Consider the following 16,786-nt stretch of genomic DNA (forward strand, 5'->3'; position numbering starts at 1 on the left):
CGTGCCGGTCAGGTGCGCTCACGGCTGACCGGCACGGGTTCGGAGGCGGGTTCAGCCGGCGATTACGGCGTTACATTGATGATCGTCACGAGGCCGATCATGCCGTTGGGTCCCTCGGAGTGGGAGAAGATGTGGCAGTGCAGCAACCACTTCCCGGGCTCTTTGGGCTGGAACACGATGTCGTACGTCTGTCCGACGCCGACGTTGAGCGTGTCCACGGTGTACGGTGAGGCGAGCTTGTTGCCGTCCTGGGCCACGACCTGGAACGGCACCCCGTGCAGGTGCATCGGGTGGATCATCTCGGGGCCCGTGCCGATCAGCCGGACGTGGACCTTCTGGTTGACCGCCGCCGTCAGCGGCACGGTCGCCGGGTACGACTTGCCGTTGAAGGTGAACCCGTTGGAACCGTCGCCGATCTCGATGGTGTAGTGCTTGTCGGCGGCGATGTCGCCCAGCGTCGGGGTCACCAGGAGCGCGCCGTAGAGGCCCCGGCCGACCTGGCCGCCACCCATGTGCGAGTGGTACCAGTGCGTGCCGGTGGACTTGGCGGTCCACTCGTACGTGTAGGTGTTGCCGGGCATGATGTGCGGCTGGGTGATGTCCGGCACGCCGTCCTGCGCGTTCGGCAGTTGCATGCCGTGCCAGTGCACCGCCGTGTGCTCCGGCAGGTCGTTCTGCACGATGACCCGCACCTGGTCGCCCTCGTTGACCTTGATGGTGGGGCCGGGCACTATGCCGTTGAACGTGTACGCCTGCTTCACCACCCCGGGCGAGACCTCCCAGTCGGTCTGCGACATGCACAGCTTGAACACCTTGACAGTGCCGACCAGGCTGTAGGCGGCCAGCCGGGTGCCATCGCCCTGGTCGGCGCCGAGGGCCGGGTTGTCGCAGGGCGCGGAGCCGGGCGGCGGCGTCGTCGGAGTGACGCTCGGGCTCGGGCTCGTGCCCGGGCTGCCGCTCGGCGACGGGCTCGCGCTCGGTGAGCGGGACGGTGACGGGCTCGCGCTCGGCGACCGGGACGGCGACGGCGACGGCGACGGCGGTGCCGTTCCGGCGTTGATGATGCCGGTCATGTACGGGTGGAAACTGCAGTAGTAGTTGTACGAGCCGGCGGTGGCGACGGTGACCATGAAGCTCGCCCCGGGCGGCAGGTCCGGGGACGTGAAGTCGCCGCGGATGGCGTGGACGGTACCGTCTGTCTCCTGGTTGACGAACGTGACCGTGTCGCCGGGTGCCAGCGTGAGCACGTCCGGCGTGAACGCGAAGTTCTTGATCGCGATCGTGTGGTTCGTCGCGCCCGCGGCCTTCGGCGCGAACAGTGCCGCGCCGGGGACCAGGATCGAGAGCGCGATCACGCCGATCAGCATCAGCCGCCGTACCGGTGGCGAGGCGTCGGAGAGGGCGCGCCGGAGGGCCGCGAAGGGCTCCGGCGCGGTCGTATCAGACATGGGTGTACTTCCTCGTCTACTGTGGGATGCACGCGCCCACGTGTCGGCGGCCGAATGGACCGGCGTGGGTGGTGCGCGATCGGGGGCCCTGGTCAGGGGGAGGGACCGTCCGCTTTACGGTCCCTCCCCCGCAGTACGGGCCCGCAGTTACTCGCAGACCCCCTGGTTGATGGGGTTGAGCTGGGCACACGTGAGCTGGTCCGCCATCTCCGGCGTGGCGTTCTGCACCCAGCCGTTGTAGACGATCGGATAGGGCAAGACGCCCTGCCCGCCCATGCCGTTGTAGCCGGTCACGACGTCGTCCACGGCGGTGCCCGCGGCCGAGTCGAGAACCATCTTGCCGACGATTGTGGAGTCGGCGGGGCTGCCGTCGCCGTTGGGGTCGGGGTCGATCACGGCGAGGGTGTTGGCGAACTTGCTCGACACGTAGGCGTAGTAGCCGCCGCCGCGCTTGGCACCGAAGTTGATGCCGTGGCAGCCGGAGTCGCACGGCAGGTACTTGATGACCTTGTCGGTCTTGGTGTCGATGACGGCGATGTTGCTCGTGAGCGTGTTCGCCACGAACGCCACGTTGCCGTCAGGGCTGACCGGGATCTGGATCGGCAGGCCGCCGAAGCCCCCGGTCGTCGCCCCGGTCACCATGTCGTAGTTCGCCCACAGGTTGATGGACTTGTAGCCGACCTTCGTGCCGCTGTCGGAGTGGCACGCCGGCCCGTCCAGCGAGATGCAGGAGACGCTCTGGCCGAGGAAGTTGGCCACGTAGTACTTCGAGGAGTCCGGCATCATGCCGGTCGCGATGGGCAGCTGCTCGGTCTGCACCTCCTGGATCGAGCCCGACGGCACATCGACGATCGTCGAGTTGTTGTGGTTGACGTTCGGCGTGACCATGGTGTGCCCGTCGGCGCTCATCCAGTGCGCGTGCGGGTGGGCCGGTGTCTGGCCGGGACCCTGCACCAGGATGCGTCTGTCGATCTGCGTGGCACCCGGACTCAGTTCGACCACCGCGTTGCCGGCGTTGATGGCGACGTGGAGCTGGTCGGTGTCGGTCCGGGTCATCACATGGGATGGGTCCGGGCCGACCTGGATAGTTCGCACGAGCTTGCCCGTGGTCCGGTCGAACACGGTCAGGCGGTCGGAGAACCATTCCGTCTGATAGATGTACTTTCCGGCGCGATCCGACCACATATTGTGCGGGTTGTTGAGGTTGATCTGTGGCAGCGCCACCTTCCGGTCCACGGTCCAGTTCTGCACGTCGACCTTGGTCGCCGCGCCGGACTTGACCTTGCCGGCGTACTGCTCCATCTGGGTGTCGACCCAGAGCTCACCGACGCCGGGCGTGCTCGGCCGCTGGGTGAGCGCGGGCAGCGTGACGCCCTCGTTGAACTTGCTGTTGTAGTACGCGTCGAGGCTCGGGATGATCACCGGCTGCTCGTTCGCGTCGTACTCCAGGATCGGCGCGGGCGGGTAGTAGGGGTTCCAGTTCTTGGTCTGCGTGTTGCTGAAGACCTGCCAGTTGTCGGGCGTGGTGATCCGGAAGAACTTCTGCACGAGCTCCTGCACCACGTCGGCCGAGCTGGGCACGACGATGCCGCCCTTGACGTTGACGTTGAGCTTCTTGCCGAAGTCCAGGCCGGGCGTGAGCGGGTCGTCCACGACCACAGCGCCGAGCATGTACGGGTGGATCTTGCAGGCCCACGCGTACAGGCCCGGTTCGGTCAGGTTGGCCTCGACGTTGCCGATGAACGCACTGTTCTGGTCGATCGGCTGCGCGCCGACCGGCCAGATCAGGCTGGTCACCGAGTGGGCCGAGGCGGCCGCCGGTGCCGCCACCGCGAACTTCGCCTTCGGCGCGAGGCTCAGGTCCGAGGGCGCCAGCGCGGCGACCTCCTTGAGCGTGCGCATCAGGTCGAGTCCCACGGGCAGGCTGCCGAGCGGGGTGGCGCTGCTGTCCGGCACCGTCGACAGCTGCTGGCTGAGCTGGTTGATCTGCGTCTTGGCACGCTGGATCGTCGGGTTCAGGAATCCGAGCGCGCCGCCCGCCGCGTCGACCGCCGAGTTGAGCTGGTCGAGGTTGAGCAGGCTGTTGACGTTCACACCGAGCTGGCCGATCAGCGGTGCGTCGCCGTTGAGCAGCGGCAGGTTGAGCAGGCCGCCGCCGAGATCGCCGTTGAGCAGCGTGTCGGTGTTCAGCGGCAGCGACGCGAGCTTGGTCCGCGGCGTCACGGCGACGCCGAGCGACCGCGTGCCGAACAGCGTCGCACCGGTGTCGAACCACGCACCCTGGTTGTCGGTTAGCGTGAATTGCACCGGCGTTCCTACACCGATCGGAAGCGCCTGGGATGAGGAAGGACTGACCCCAATTGTTACGAGAGCAAGGATGGGGGTCAGTAGCCAAGCCAGTCGTCGTCGATTGGCCCGGCGTCGGGCGGCGAGAATGCCGCGTGGGGGAGAATGCATGCACTCCTCCTGAGGTGGGGTGAATTGATGACGCCAGCCGGATGTTTCACGCTGCAGCTAGGCGCAGTTAACTCGCTGTGAACGGGCGCTCACGCGCAACACGGTTACGAACGCCTCAACGTGGCGCGGCGGGGTCCGTGAATGGGGTTGGTTCAGTGCCAAGCTCAGGCCGAACCGACCAGGGCGAGATTTGCGCCGCTCAGGCGGCTGATGGACAAATACAACAGACGCAACAACCCCGAAACAATCGGCGTCAGATGACCCGACGGCCAGGGTCCACCGATTACTCCGTCGCCGGCGACGGGACGCACGGCGTGACACAGACCGGCACCCTTCACGACTCATGAGACGCCAAAGGCCGCGTGGGAGAAGGACCGCGCTGAGCTGGAAAAACGAGCGTGATGTTCTCAAGCGTTCAGTGGTCTTGTGGGTGAAAGAGGCGATGGGCCGGTGAGCGCCCGTCGGCGCACCGGTGGCACGTCGAGAGCCCGGCCGAACTGCGGCGCCTGCGCGGACCGGCGGACGTGCTGCTGCGGGTCAACCTCGACGTGCCCGTCACCGGCTCGGCCCTCGCGATGGGCGGCGGCGCCACGCCGTTCGGCATGGACCCGGAGGCCGTGCTCGCGTACGGCAGAAGCCTGGGCCTGCGGGAGTTCAACCTCGGCGGCGGGATGGCCGTCTCCTACACCCGTCCCGAGGAGCGGTTCGACTGGGCGGCGTACTATCTCCCATCACGACTTCCTCATGCACCCGAAGCCCGAGTTCCACTACCTGCGCTGACGGTGACAGCAGGGCGACCGGCCACCACATCAGCCAATCACTGCGGCACGCGCTCCGTCTTTCCGGAGCTCCCGGTGTCGGCCCCGCCGTGCTGCCCGTTTCCTGTCCTCGCGGCCTCAAGAATGTGCCTGTTCCGGTTGATCACCTCATCCCATACTGAGAACGCTGCAGCCGTCGCCATTATCTGGAGTGCCCCATGCGTGGTCGTCGCTTCCCTGCGTTCACTTACGTCGTTGCGGGCAGCGTGCTGCTCAGCGGGCTTCTCACCGCCACGCCGGCCAATGCCGGTGCCAGTGCCCTGATCCCGACGCGGTTCGTCGGCCTCAGCAAGGTCGACGGTGGTCCTTTGGTGAACTGGCTGGGCAGCCAGGTTTGTGCGGACACCGTCTTCGGCCGCCTGGTCAGGACCGATGTCAGTCTCCCGGTGCCGAATGTCACAGTCGTACTGACTGGTGTCCCAATCGGTATCCACCAGAACGTGGTGACGAACTCCACCGGCAACTTCTCGGGAACTGTGTACACCAGACCAAGATTCGACCGTAATCCGCCGTGCCGCGGAATCGGAGGAACCGTGACCTTCGCCGGAAACTCCGTCTACGCCGGCTCGAGCGCCACTTACGCCTGATGCTCCGGACGGCCGACGGGAGCGGATGCCTGGGCCCGTGGGAGCGCCACTACCTGCGCTGAGGGCCGAGAACCTTCGCGGAGTCGGCGAAGCGGGCCTCGTTGAGCGACCTGATGACGTCGAGCCAGGCACGATCGCGGCCGATGACCCGCTGCTGGGCCTCGACGTAGACCGTGCGGCGTACGTCGGAGTAGCCGGTCTCGGCCCGGCACTGCGCGTCCGCGACCGCCGTGTCGTGAGCTTCCTCCACTTCGCCCGCCTCCTGAGGCACGCACGCCATCACGTATCGATTACCTTCCGTGTCGACACAAGAGCGTTCCGTACCATCGACATGGAGGAGTAGGAGAGGATGGCGACATGGCCCTCACGAAGCCGAGCCGTCGCGGCAGGCACGACCACTCCGTCCCGCACAAGCAGGACGGTCCCGTCCCCGGCGAGCACGAGCCCCAGGAGGCCGGGAAGCCCGAAGAGCCCCAAGAGCTCCCAGACGAGGTGCTGCAACTGTTCATGCAACTCAACGACGCCGGTTACCGGGCGGAGATTCGTCTCGGGCAGGTCGTCGTGACACCTCCGGCAACCATGCAGCACGGCGACGTTCTCGACCGGCTCACCGAACTTCTGTACCCCTTGAAGCTGGCTAACCGCTGGCGCTTTCACTACCACTGGGGGGTGCACATTCCACCGCTACTCGACCATCGACTGCCCGACATGATCGTCGTACCACCCAAAGTCGAGAGCCTCGATCCGATGCGCGTACACGGGCACAGCGTCCTGCTGGTCGTGGAGGCCTGCTCGCCTGGCACCCAAGTGGCCGACTGGCAGGAGAAGCCGCTCGACTACGCGCGAGCGGGCGTACCGCTCTATCTGATCGTGGACCCCGTGACGTCTCCGCGCAGAGTGACGCTTATGAGCGATCCTCTCTCCGATCTGAAGCCCCTCGACTACCACCGGCAGGCGTACCGGCAGATCGTCACGGCGGAGGAGGGCGAGGTCCTGGAACTGCCGGAACCGTTCGGGATCAAGATCGAGACGAGCGTGCTGTTCGACTAGGAACTCTGCCCGGAGACCGTTGGAGGCGGACGGATCACAGCGCGACCAGGCGTCCGCCGCGCCCCTGGAGACGGACAGCGGCCAGGGCGCCGGAGGCCGACGCCACCACGAGCAGCACGCCGCAGGCCGTCACCACGGTGTGCGTGTCCCCGGTGACGGCGGCGCGCAGGCCCTGGACGGCCCAGTACCCGGGAGAGACCGGTGCCGCGGCGGCGATCCACCCCGGCATGGCGCCGAGCGGGACGAGCGCGCCGCCCAGGCTGCTGAGCAGCATGCCGCCGATGTCGTAGGCCGCCGACAGTTCGCCCATGCTCCGTACGAGCACGCCGAGCAGCGCGCCGATGCCGAGCAGGGTGCAACTCCAGCAGAGCAGGACGCCCAGCAGCGGGAGCGGATGGGGAACGCTCATGTCCAGGACGCACACGCCGAATCCGACGATGAGCAGTTGCTGGACGAGTAGAGCGGCGAAGACGGGCACGGCCTTGCCGACGAGCATCTCCGCCGGGTGGAGGGCCGTTCCGCGCATGCGGTCCCAGGTCCGGCCGAGCCGTTCGGTGAGAATCGAGTTGCCGGAGATGCTGAGGGCGAGCAGCGAGAAGGTGACCAGGGTGCCGACGACGGCCTGTTCCGTGCCCGCGGCCCGCCCCTGTGCGGCGACGTAGAGCGGGCGCAGCAGGGTGAGGAAGGCGAGCGGCAGGATCATCCTGCTCAGCAGCGGGCCGGGCTCTCGGAGCATCAGCAGCAGGTTGTGACGGACCAGGACACCCGTACGGAAAACGGACTCACGCGGCGACATCACGAGCCTTCCCGGCTTCCAGCGCGCGGTAGAGGTCGTCCAGGCTGGGGCGGCGTACGTCGACGGACGTGGGCGTGCGGCCCGAGGCGAGCAACGCGGCGAGGTCGGCGCCGGGATCGGTGGTCGGCAGACGCAGTTCGGGATCGGCGGGATCGGCGAAGGTCACCCTGAGCTCGCCCGGCAGCCCTCGGGTCAGCTCCCGCTGGGTGCCGCGCGCGACGACCCGACCGGCTCGGGCGAGCGCCACGGTCGCGTCGAGATCCACGAGTTCCGGCAGGTAGTGCGTGGTGTAGAGGACCGCGGCCCCCGCCTCCGCGCGGGCCCTGACCGCTGCCAGCAGGGCCGAGCGGGTCTCCGGGTCGGCGCCCGCGGTCGGCTCGTCCAGCAGCAGCAGCGGTGGCGAGCCCACCATGGCGGTGGCCGCCTGGACGCGGCGGCGCTGGCCGCCGGACAGGACGCCGACGGGCCGATCCGCGATCGGGGCGAGGTGAAGCTCGTCCAGGACGCGAGTGATCTCCGTGTCCCGGCGCCGCCCGCGCAGCCCGGCCAGTCCGGCGAACAGCCGCAGGTTCTCGCGCACGCTGACGCCGCTGTAGAGCGCGAACTCCTGCGGGGCGACGCCGAGCAGCCGACGTACGGCACGACCGGAGCCACCCGCTATGCGTACACGGCCCGCATCGGGGCGTACGAGGCCGGTGACGACTTCGACAAAGGTCGTCTTGCCCGCTCCGTTGTGCCCGATCAGGCCGACGATCTCGCCGGACGCGACCGCGAGGTCGAAGCCGTCGAGCGCGCTGCGCCGGCCGTAGCGCTTCACCAACCCCTCCGCGACGAGCATCCCGCCCCCTCTGGTCTACGGTGTATACGTCTACACTGTATACGTGTGAGTGGCCGGAGAGAAGAGATCCTGGACGCGGCGCTGGCGATCGCCGACGAGCACGGCATCGGCAAGGTCTCGATGCGCGCGCTGGCCGAGCGGGTCGGAGTGACGCCGATGGCGCTGTATCGGCACGTCAGCGACAAGGCCGAACTCCTGGACGGCATGGTCGGCCGGCTTCTCGCCGGGCTCCTGCCACCGGACGCGGGGAAGGGCCGGGCGTGGCACGAACGACTCGCCGCCCTCGGGTACGCCGTCCGCGGGATGGCCCGGCGACATCCCTGGGCGGCGCAACTGCTGTTCTCCCGGCCGGCCGTCACACCGGACGCCGTGCGGGTGGTGGACCTCATCTACACCGCGCTCGTCGAGGCCGGTGTTCCGGACCGCGAGGTGCCCCGGCTGGAGCGCCTGATCTCCACCTTCGTGATCGGTTTCGCCGCCTCCGAGGCCTCCGGCCGCTTCGGCACCGGCTCCGTCGATCCGCGCGGCCGGCGCGGCCGGCTGCCGGAGGGCGAGCTTCCCGGCCACGGCAGGCTCGCGCCGTGGCTTGACCTGCCCTGGGACCTCGACACGGAGTTCGAGGCCGACCTGGACGACCTGCTGCGTCTGATCAAGGCGGTCGCGGGCGGGCGCGACTGACCGCAGCCCCTGCGGCGGGAAAGCCTCCTGAATCCGACGACGGCCGGCGGCTCCCTTGGTCACTCCTCGGGAACGCGCTGGATGAGGATGGTGAGGCCGTCCGCGTCGAGGAGGTCCACGGGACGGATGGTCTCGTTCGAGCGGACGTAGTGGAAGGCCGCCCCGACCTGCTCCAGGGGCACCTCGGCCAGGGCGGCCCAGGCCACCCGGTACGCCGCGAGCTGCACCGACGCCGTGTCGGCGGCCCGGCCGTGCGGCCGTTCGCCGGTCTTCCAGTCGACCACCACGTAGCCGTCGCGCTCGCGGAAGACCGCGTCCATCCGCCCGCGCACCAGCCGGTCTCCGATCATCGTCTCGAACGGGACCTCCAGGTCGACCGGCTCCCGCACGGCCCACTCGCTCTCCTCGAACCGCTCCTGCAGCTCGGCGAGCTGCACGTCGGTCTCCGACAGCTCGTCGGCGGCGCCCGGCAGCTCCAGGTCGTCGATCAGCCGTTGCTGACCCCAGCGCGACTCCAGCCACCGGTGGAAGGTGGTGCCCCTCCGGGCCAGCGGGGCGGGCCTGCGCGGCACCGGCCGCCGCACCTGCCGGGCGAACGCCGCCGGGTCCTGGGCCAGTGTCACCAGTGACGACACCGACAGCCGCGACGGCAGCTCCACCACCGCGCCGGCTCTCTGGCGGTTCGTCTCGCGCTCGCGCAGCAGCAGGTCGGTGTCGCGGGCCCAGGCCCGCATCCGTTCCAGGTCCCGGTCCCGCAGCAGAGCGGGACCGTCACCAGCCGAGGCCGTCGCGGGCGTGGCGCCGGTCATCGCCTCCTCCACGAGGCGGGCGCCGTCGCGGATGGCGTCGTGGACGGTGACGGACGGCCACTTGGCCGCCGACGGCTCGGCCAGCAGAGGGTTCTCCAGGCTCCGCGCGTCCTCGTCCTCCGCCCAGTGAGCGACCCCCGCACCCGCCTCGCGGATCTCCCGCAGGAAGTCCGACGGCTCCAGCGGCCGGGACGAGCTCCCCCAGCGGTAGCCGGAGGCGATGAGCAGATAGTGGGCCCGGGTGACGGCGACGTACGCCAGCCGCCGCTCCTCCATCAGGTCGCGGTCGCGGCAGCGCTCGTCGAACGCGCCGAGCGCCTCCCGGTCCAGCCCGGCCAGCTCGGGCAGGTCGGAACTGTCCCCCCGCAGCGGGTACGGCAGCTTGCGGGGGTTCTCCGTCCAGCGGGAGTTGGTGACCGGGGTCGCCGGAAAGACGCTGCCCTTGATCAGCCCGCCCTTCTGCGAGGTGAGCTGCGACAGCCCCGGCACCACCACGACCGGCCACTCCAGGCCCTTGGACGCGTGGACGGTCATCAGCTTGACGGTGTTGCTGTCGCCGACCCGCCCGGCCTCCAGGCCGAACTCCTCGCTCTCGGCCGCCTTCAGGTACGCCAGGAACGCGCCGAGCGTCGGGTCCTCCGAGTCGCCGGCGAACCGGGACGCCGCGTCGAGGAAGGCGTCCAGGTCGGCGCGGGCGGCCAGCGGGCCGCCGCCGCGGCCCCGGGCGGCCACCTCGACGTCGAGCCCGAGGCGGCGTTCGATCTCGCTGATGAGGTCGGGCAGCGGCTGCCCCGCGTGGGCGCGCAGCTGACGCAGCTCGCGGGCGGCGGCGGGCAGCCGCTCCTGGGCGAGCGGGGAGAACCGCGCCAGCCAGTCGGGCCGGTCGGGCAGCTCGTCGAGCGCGTCGACCAGGCTGCCGCGCTCCTCGGCGAGGTCGGCGACGACCTGGTCGAGCGGGTCCTCCGGCCGCGGCCCTCCCCTGGCCGCCCTGATCTCGCGGTTGAGCTCGCGGGCCAGGTCGCCGAGCACCTTGAGGTCGGCCGGGCCGATCCGCCGGCGCGGCCCGGCGAGCAGCCGGACCAGCGCGTCCCCGGCGGTCGGGTCGTACAGCGTCCGCAGCGTCGCCACGATGTCGGCCACCTCGGGCACGGTCAGCAGCCCGCCGAGGCCGACGACCTCGACCGGGATGCCCCGCGCCTCCAGGGCCCGGCGCAGCGCCGGGAACTGCGACCTCTTGCGGGCGAGGATCGCGACGTCCTGCGGCTGCAGGGCCGGTCCGCGTCTGGCCCGCTCGCCCTCACCCCAGGGCAGGCCGTCCGGGGCGCCCTCGCCGTGCAGCATCGCGGCCAGGCCCCCGGCGATCCACTCCGCCTCGTCCTCGGCCGTCTCGTGGAAGGCGCACACCACCCGCCCGCGCCCGCTCCGGTTGCCGCCCGGCACCAGCACCGGTACCTCCCGGGCCTCCCGCCGCAGGGGCGCCTGGATCCGGGCCGCGACATCCAGCACGTGTTCGCCGTTGCGGAAGCTGACCGAGAGGCGCCGCACCTGCGCCGGTTCGCCGGACGCCGCCGGGAAGTCCTGCGGGAAGCGGGAGAGGTTGCCTGCCGACGCGCCGCGCCAGCCGTAGATCGACTGGCAGGGGTCGCCGACCGAGGTGACCGGGTGCCCCCCGGCGTACAGGGACCGCAGCAGCACGAGCTGGGCGTGGCTGGTGTCCTGGTACTCGTCGAGCAGCACGACCGAGAACCGCGACCGCTCGGACGCGCCGACCTCCGGATGCCGGGAGGCGATCCGGGCCGCCAGCGCCATCTGGTCGCCGTAGTCGATGACCTCCCGGCCGCGCTTGAGCCGGCCGTACGCCTCGACCATCGGCAGCAACTGCTCGCGCACGGCCTGGGTGTCGACCGGTTTGCGCTGGTCCTTGATGATCCGCCCGGTGAGCGAGGCGAGGCGCTCGCGCAGCCAGTCGCCGACCTCGCGCACCTCCCCCGGCTCGCGCAGGTGCTCGGCCAGCTCCCCGGCCAGGTCGAGGACGGCGGCGGTGACGCTGGGCGGGGACAGGTCCACCCGGTCCATCGGCCCGTCGTACTGGCCGACCACCCGCGCCGCCATCTGCCACGCCACGGCGGGCGTGACGAGCCGCATCGTGGGCTCCAGCCCCTCACGCAGCGCGTGGTCGGTCACCAGCCGCGCGGCGTACGCGTGGTAGGTGGAGACCGTCGGCTCGGAGTCGAGCATCTCCGGCTCGACCAGCCCGGCCTCCGCGAGCCCGGCCAGCCGCCGGCGCACCCGCTCGGCAAGTTCGGCGGCGGCCTTGCGGGTGAAGGTGAGGCCGAGGATCTGCTCGGGGCGCGCGTAGCCGTTGGCGACGAGCCAGACCACCCGCCCCGCCATCGTCTCGCTCTTGCCCGAGCCCGCACCCGCCACGACCACCATCGGCTCCAGCGGCGCCTCGATGACGGCGGCCTGCTCGGGCGTGGGCGGGAGGATCCCGAGCCGGCCGGCCAGCTCACCCGGCGTCAGCACACCTGTCCCCCGTTGTCGTTCACCGGGCAGGCGATCCTGGCGGCGCAGTTGCGGCAGCCGTCGTTGACCGTGGCGACGAACACGTTGGCGGACATGCCGGTCGCCACCGTCTTGACCAGGTCGTCCGCCCACCCGGGAGCGTGGTCGTCGGCGAGCGCCCGCTGCGCCTGCTCCCGCGCGTCCGCGCCCTGGCCCGCCGCCTTGCCCAGGTGCAGCAGCGACGCGCCGCCCGGCTGGGTGAGGCCGTGCCGCTCGAACGCCCCGAGCGTCGTGGCGAGCTGGTAGACCCCGAGCTGCGGATGCCGGTCGATCTCGGTGTCCTTGGGCCTGCCGCTGCCGGTCTTGATGTCGATGATCACGGCCCGGCCGGCGCCGTCCCGCTCCACCCGGTCCACCCGGCCGGTGATCTGGATGTCGTGACCCGGCACCCGTACGGTGAAGGCCTCCTCGACCGCGACCAGGTCACGCTGCTTGTCCTTCTGCCACCGGACGAAGCGGTCGACCATCTGCTCGGCGACGCGGCGCTGCTTGCGGTTGAACCACAGCCCGCCGAAGTCGAACTGGTCCCAGATGTCGTCGAGCCGCTTGACGTAGTCGGTCCCGTCCTCGGTGGCCATCGCGGCGATCGCGTGGACGACCGTGCCGAGGCTCTGGGTGACGTTGCTCGACCCCGCCCCGACCGCCGTCTCCAGCATCCAGCGCAGCCCGCACTTGGTGAAGTTCTCCACCGACGACGGCGAGATCTGCACGATGTCGTCCGGCCAGCCGAGCGGCCGGTCGTCGGAGATCGGGGTCAGGGCGTACCACTCGCCGGGGTTGGCCCCCGGCACCCCGGCCTGGGCCAGCCGGGCGAGGTGCGCGGCGGCCTCCCGGCGCACCGCCTCCGGCTTGGTCGTGTCGCACACCGCCGCGCGCAGGTCCGCGACCAGCGCGGACATGCTGAGCCACCGCGCCCGGTCGTCCACGGTGGCCGCCTCCACGCCGTGGGGCAGCAGTTCGGTGAGGAAACGCGAGGGCCGCTCGTCGGTGTCCTCGCCGCCGACTGCGGTGACGACGAGCCTCCGGCGGGCCCGGGTCGCCGCCACGTAGAACAGCCGCCGTTCCTCGGCGAGCAGCTTCGACGCCAGCGCCGCCGCCGCGGCCTGGGTGGTGTCGAGCGCCGACCCGCCCGCGAACTCCACCAGCGCCTCCGTGCCGAGGAGCGAGCCGCGCAGCCGCAGGTCGGGCCACAGGCCCTCCTGCACGCCCGCGACCACCACCACGTCCCACTCCAGGCCCTTGGACCGGTGCGCGGTCAGGATCCGTACGGCGTCGCCCTCGGGGGCCGACTCGGCCAGCGAGTCACCGGCGATCTCCTGGGACGTCAGGTCGTCGAGGAAGACCGCGACCCCGGCCTTGGGCAGCCGGTCGGCGAAGCGGGCCACGTGGTCGAACAGGGCGACGACGGCGTCGAGGTCCCGGTCGGCCTGGGCGCCCCGCGCCCCGCCCGCGAGGCTGGCCTCACTCCAGCGCTCCGCGAGCCCGCTGGCCTGCCAGATCTCCCACAGGGCCTCCTCAGCGCCCCGGCCGTGTCGTACGGCGTCCCGGGCGGTCGTGAGAAGCCGTGCGAGGCGTTCCGCGGGGGCCGCGACGTGTGGCTCGACCCCGGTCAGCTCCCGGGCGTCGCGCAGCGCCGCGACCAGCAGCTCGTCCGACGAACGCGAGGTGAAGGGCAGCGCCGGCTGGCCCGCCTCCTCCTTGGCGGCCTCCGCGGCGACCGCCTCGTGCTCGGCGATCCGCAGGGCCCGGCGCAGGCGGCGTACGCCGATCATGTCGGTGCCGCCGAGCGGGCCGGTCAGCAGCTCCTCGGCGGTCGCCACGTCGAGCGCGGACGGCGAGACCGCGACCCGCAGCAGCGTGATCAGCGGCCGTACGCCGGGCTCCTGCACGAGCGGCAGCTCGTCGCCCGCGACCACGACCGGGACCCCCGCCGACACCAGCGCCCGCCGCAGCAGCGGCACCTGCCGCATGGCGCTGCGCACCAGCACCGCCATGCGCGACCAGGGCACCCCGTCGAGCAGGTGGGCCCGGCGGAGCGTGTCGGCCACCACCGCGGCCTCCTGGCTGACGCTGTCGGCCAGCAGGACCCTGACCTCACCCGGGTCCGCGTCCCCGACGGGGATCAGGTCACGGTGGCCGCCGGCCCTGTTGTCATGACCCGGTACGGCGGGCAGGCGGGAGGCCACGCGGCGGGAGGCCTCCAGCAGGGCCGGGCCGCTGCGGCGGCACACGCGCAGCGCGACCACCGGCGCGTCGCGGCCGTCCCGGGCCGGGAACCGCTCGGGGAACCGCAGGATGCCCTGCACGTCGGCGCCACGGAAGCCGTAGATGGACTGGTCGGGGTCGCCCACGGCGATGAGGTCGCGGCCGTCCCCGGCGAGCTGCCTGAGCAGGAACTCCTGCGCCGGGTCGGTGTCCTGGTACTCGTCCACGAGCACCACGTCGTAGGCCGCCCGTTCGCGCCGCCGCACCTCCCCGTCGGTCAGCAGGCCGGCCGCCTCCCGGATCAGCTCCGAGTAGTCCAGCGCCGGCACGGGATCGAGGTCGAACCGGTCCTGGTAGCGGAAGGAGAACAGCCCGGCGGCCTCCCAGTCGGGCCTGCCGTGCTCGCGGCCCAGCCGCACCAGCGCGTCGCCGTACAGGCCGCGCTCGGCCGCCCGGGACAGGAAGTCGCGCAGCTCCTCGGCGAACCCCCGGGTCTTGAGCAGCTCCCGCATGTCCGCCGGCCAGTGCCGGGCGCCGTCCTCCAGCTCGCCGTGCAGCAGCCGCCGGACCTCCAGCAACTGCTCGGGACCGGTGAGCAGGCGCGGCGGCGGCTCACCGGCCAGCACCGCCTCCCGCCGCAGCAGCGCGTACGCGTAGCTGTGGAAGGTGAGGGCCAGCGGGGTCCTGGTGGTCCGGCGCATCCGCGCGGTGATCCGCTCACGCAGCTCCCCGGCGGCCTTGCGGCTGAACGTCAGCACCAGCACCCGTTCGGGATCCACACCCCGCCGTTCGACCCGGTCGACGACGGTCTCCACTATCGTTGTGGTCTTTCCGGTGCCCGGCCCGGCGAGCACGAGCAGCGGCCCGCTCTCGTGCTCGACGACGGCCCTCTGGTGCTCGTCCAGCACGGGAGCCGCGCGCCGTCCCACGCCTCCACGCCGCACCAGCCGGTAGTTCTGACCACTCACAACACAGCATTCCACCAGATCCCTGCGGCAGATCGTGCCCGAATGCCCAGTACAGCGCTATCCGGTCTCGCCCGACGCCCCGAATCCCATGCTCATCGCCCCAGCTCACCCTCTCCGGCCGCTTCCGGTCAGGCGAACAGCGCCCCGGTGTCCAGGTCGATGTCGAACGGCGCCGGCAGCCGGAGTGCCTCTCCGGCGTTGACCACACTGATCCGCTGGTACGGCTCGCGGAGGTCGTCCGGCGCGAGATCCTTGCGCGGTTCCTGCATCAGCGTGACGGTCGCGGGGTCGGTCACCGGATCGACGATCAGGAGGAGCGGCACGCCCGCCCGGGCGTACTCCAGCGGTTTCTCGTCCCAGTCGATCGACCGGGTCCCCTTGGAACACACCTCGACCACCAGCAACGCGCCGTCGCCGAAAATGTGCATGTCGTCGTACTGCTCGGCGTCCTGTGGCGCGATCATAAGGTCGGGAAGCCGCATATCGGGGAACGGCGGGATGTGGACTCCCCAGTTCGAGTGGATGACCCACCGATTCTCACGAACCGAGTCGAAAAGCTGGTTCATCAGCCTGAAGGTGATGTTCGACTGCTCCCGACTGACCATAGGGCTCACGACGACCCGGCCATAGGTGATCTCGGCCCGATAGCCGGCGTCGTTGAGCTCCTGGCACAACCGCTGGATGTCGTCCTGGCCGTCGATCGGCTCCGGTTGAGGCTCGGCCGACGCCGAGACTTCCGATCTCGGGACATGCCATCGCCTGCCCCGCCTCGTCGGCTTAGTAAGCGCCATACGATCGCCATCCTCTCCGGCTCCCTACGCTCCGATGGTACTCACGGCGATCCGATAGACACCGAACGTAACAGAGATTGACGACGCGACGACCGATGGAAAGACGCCTGTGCGGCCGTAGTAGAAGAAAGCACCACCCGATGTGAGAAAAAGCATCGGGCGCATGAGGTCGGCCGACGCGTACTACGGCGGGATCGGCCAGCGGAGTGGGGTGGTCTGGCTTACGGGGCGGGGCGGGCCTGGTCGGCCGGGTCTCCGAGGGGGACGTCGCGCAGGTTGAGCAGCAGGAGGAGGGCGCAGCCTCCGACCAGCGCGATGTCCGCCACGTTGCCGACGAACAGGCCGCCGTAGTCGATGAAGTCCACGACATGGCCCTGGGCGAAGGCGGGCGGACGGAAGAGGCGGTCGAGCAGATGGGAGGTGGCGCCTCCCAGCAACGCGCCCAGCACCAGGGTCCAGGCCGGTGAACGCAGCCGCCGCCCGACGTAGAGGATGCCGCCGACCGCGCCGGCCGCGGCCAGGGTGAACACCCAGGTCGCCCCCTCGCCGATCGAGAACGCGGCGCCGGGGTTCAGCAGCAGCCGGAAGCGCAGCAGCCGCGGGATCACCGTGATGGCCGCACCGTCGGAGAGCGCGGAGGTCGCCCAGAGCTTGGAGGCCTGGTCCACGAGAAGGACCACCGCGGCCAGCACGAGCATCCGCCCGTACGGCCGCGTTCCTGGTCCCGTCCCCGGCGAACCTCGTCCGTCCGGCACCTCTTCCCCGCTGTCCACCAC

At 70.8% G+C, this 16,786-nt stretch carries 12 protein-coding genes; 3 read left to right on the forward strand and 9 right to left on the reverse strand.

Annotated features, from left to right (window positions below):
* Window positions 1-62 precede the first annotated feature (62 nt).
* Together HHX33_RS19425 and HHX33_RS19430 are read right to left on the reverse strand one after the other, a co-directional pair.
* On the reverse strand, window positions 63-1,448 hold the full coding sequence (locus tag HHX33_RS19425) for a multicopper oxidase domain-containing protein (protein WP_182875841.1): 1,386 nt from the start codon (window positions 1,446-1,448) through the stop codon (window positions 63-65).
* Window positions 1,449-1,595: 147 nt separating this feature from the next.
* Window positions 1,596-3,755, reverse strand: a complete 2,160-nt coding sequence (locus HHX33_RS19430; RefSeq protein ID WP_220501979.1) for a hypothetical protein — start codon at window positions 3,753-3,755, stop codon at window positions 1,596-1,598.
* A 1,126-nt stretch (window positions 3,756-4,881) separates the two neighbouring features.
* Here HHX33_RS19430 and HHX33_RS19435 point away from each other — a divergent pair.
* Window positions 4,882-5,310 (forward strand): hypothetical protein, encoded by a 429-nt coding sequence (locus HHX33_RS19435; RefSeq protein WP_182875843.1) that lies wholly within the window; start codon window positions 4,882-4,884, stop codon window positions 5,308-5,310.
* Between the two features lie 49 nt (window positions 5,311-5,359).
* On the opposite strand, the gene HHX33_RS19440 is transcribed toward HHX33_RS19435, so the two are convergent.
* Entirely contained in the window at window positions 5,360-5,560 is a 201-nt protein-coding gene (locus HHX33_RS19440; protein WP_182875844.1) for a hypothetical protein, read from the reverse strand.
* Window positions 5,561-5,667: 107 nt separating this feature from the next.
* On the opposite strand from HHX33_RS19440, the gene HHX33_RS19445 reads away from it, so the two are divergent.
* Entirely contained in the window at window positions 5,668-6,360 is a 693-nt protein-coding gene (locus tag HHX33_RS19445; RefSeq protein ID WP_182875845.1) for a Uma2 family endonuclease, read from the forward strand.
* A 34-nt stretch (window positions 6,361-6,394) separates the two neighbouring features.
* On the opposite strand, the gene HHX33_RS19450 is transcribed toward HHX33_RS19445, so the two are convergent.
* Window positions 6,395-7,156: an ABC transporter permease gene (locus HHX33_RS19450; protein WP_182875846.1), complete on the reverse strand. Its 762-nt coding sequence runs from the start codon at window positions 7,154-7,156 to the stop codon at window positions 6,395-6,397.
* On the reverse strand, window positions 7,143-7,994 hold the full coding sequence (locus HHX33_RS19455) for an ABC transporter ATP-binding protein (protein WP_182875847.1): 852 nt from the start codon (window positions 7,992-7,994) through the stop codon (window positions 7,143-7,145). The genes HHX33_RS19450 and HHX33_RS19455 overlap by 14 nt, the downstream gene beginning before the upstream one ends.
* A 45-nt stretch (window positions 7,995-8,039) precedes the next feature.
* Between HHX33_RS19455 and HHX33_RS19460 the strand changes: the two genes are divergently transcribed.
* Window positions 8,040-8,672 carry a TetR/AcrR family transcriptional regulator gene (locus HHX33_RS19460; protein WP_182875848.1) on the forward strand — a complete coding sequence of 211 codons (633 nt, stop codon included), beginning with the start codon at window positions 8,040-8,042 and terminating at the stop codon, window positions 8,670-8,672.
* 59 nt (window positions 8,673-8,731) lie between these two features.
* On the opposite strand, the gene HHX33_RS19465 is transcribed toward HHX33_RS19460, so the two are convergent.
* The 4 genes from HHX33_RS19465 to HHX33_RS19480 form a co-directional block, all read right to left on the reverse strand.
* Window positions 8,732-12,007, reverse strand: a complete 3,276-nt coding sequence (locus HHX33_RS19465) for an ATP-dependent helicase (protein ID WP_182875849.1) — start codon at window positions 12,005-12,007, stop codon at window positions 8,732-8,734.
* Complete coding sequence (locus tag HHX33_RS19470; protein ID WP_182875850.1) at window positions 12,001-15,219, reverse strand: ATP-dependent helicase; 3,219 nt, start codon at window positions 15,217-15,219, stop codon at window positions 12,001-12,003. The genes HHX33_RS19465 and HHX33_RS19470 overlap by 7 nt, the downstream gene beginning before the upstream one ends.
* Before the next feature lie 128 nt (window positions 15,220-15,347).
* Entirely contained in the window at window positions 15,348-16,010 is a 663-nt protein-coding gene (locus HHX33_RS19475) for a Uma2 family endonuclease (protein WP_182875851.1), read from the reverse strand.
* Between the two features lie 221 nt (window positions 16,011-16,231).
* Entirely contained in the window at window positions 16,232-16,783 is a 552-nt protein-coding gene (locus HHX33_RS19480) for a signal peptidase II (protein WP_220501980.1), read from the reverse strand.
* Window positions 16,784-16,786: the final 3 nt, after the last annotated feature.

Origin of the sequence: Microbispora sp. H10670, from assembly GCF_014161385.1 — a bacterium.
GTDB classification, from domain to species: domain Bacteria; phylum Actinomycetota; class Actinomycetes; order Streptosporangiales; family Streptosporangiaceae; genus Microbispora; species Microbispora triticiradicis.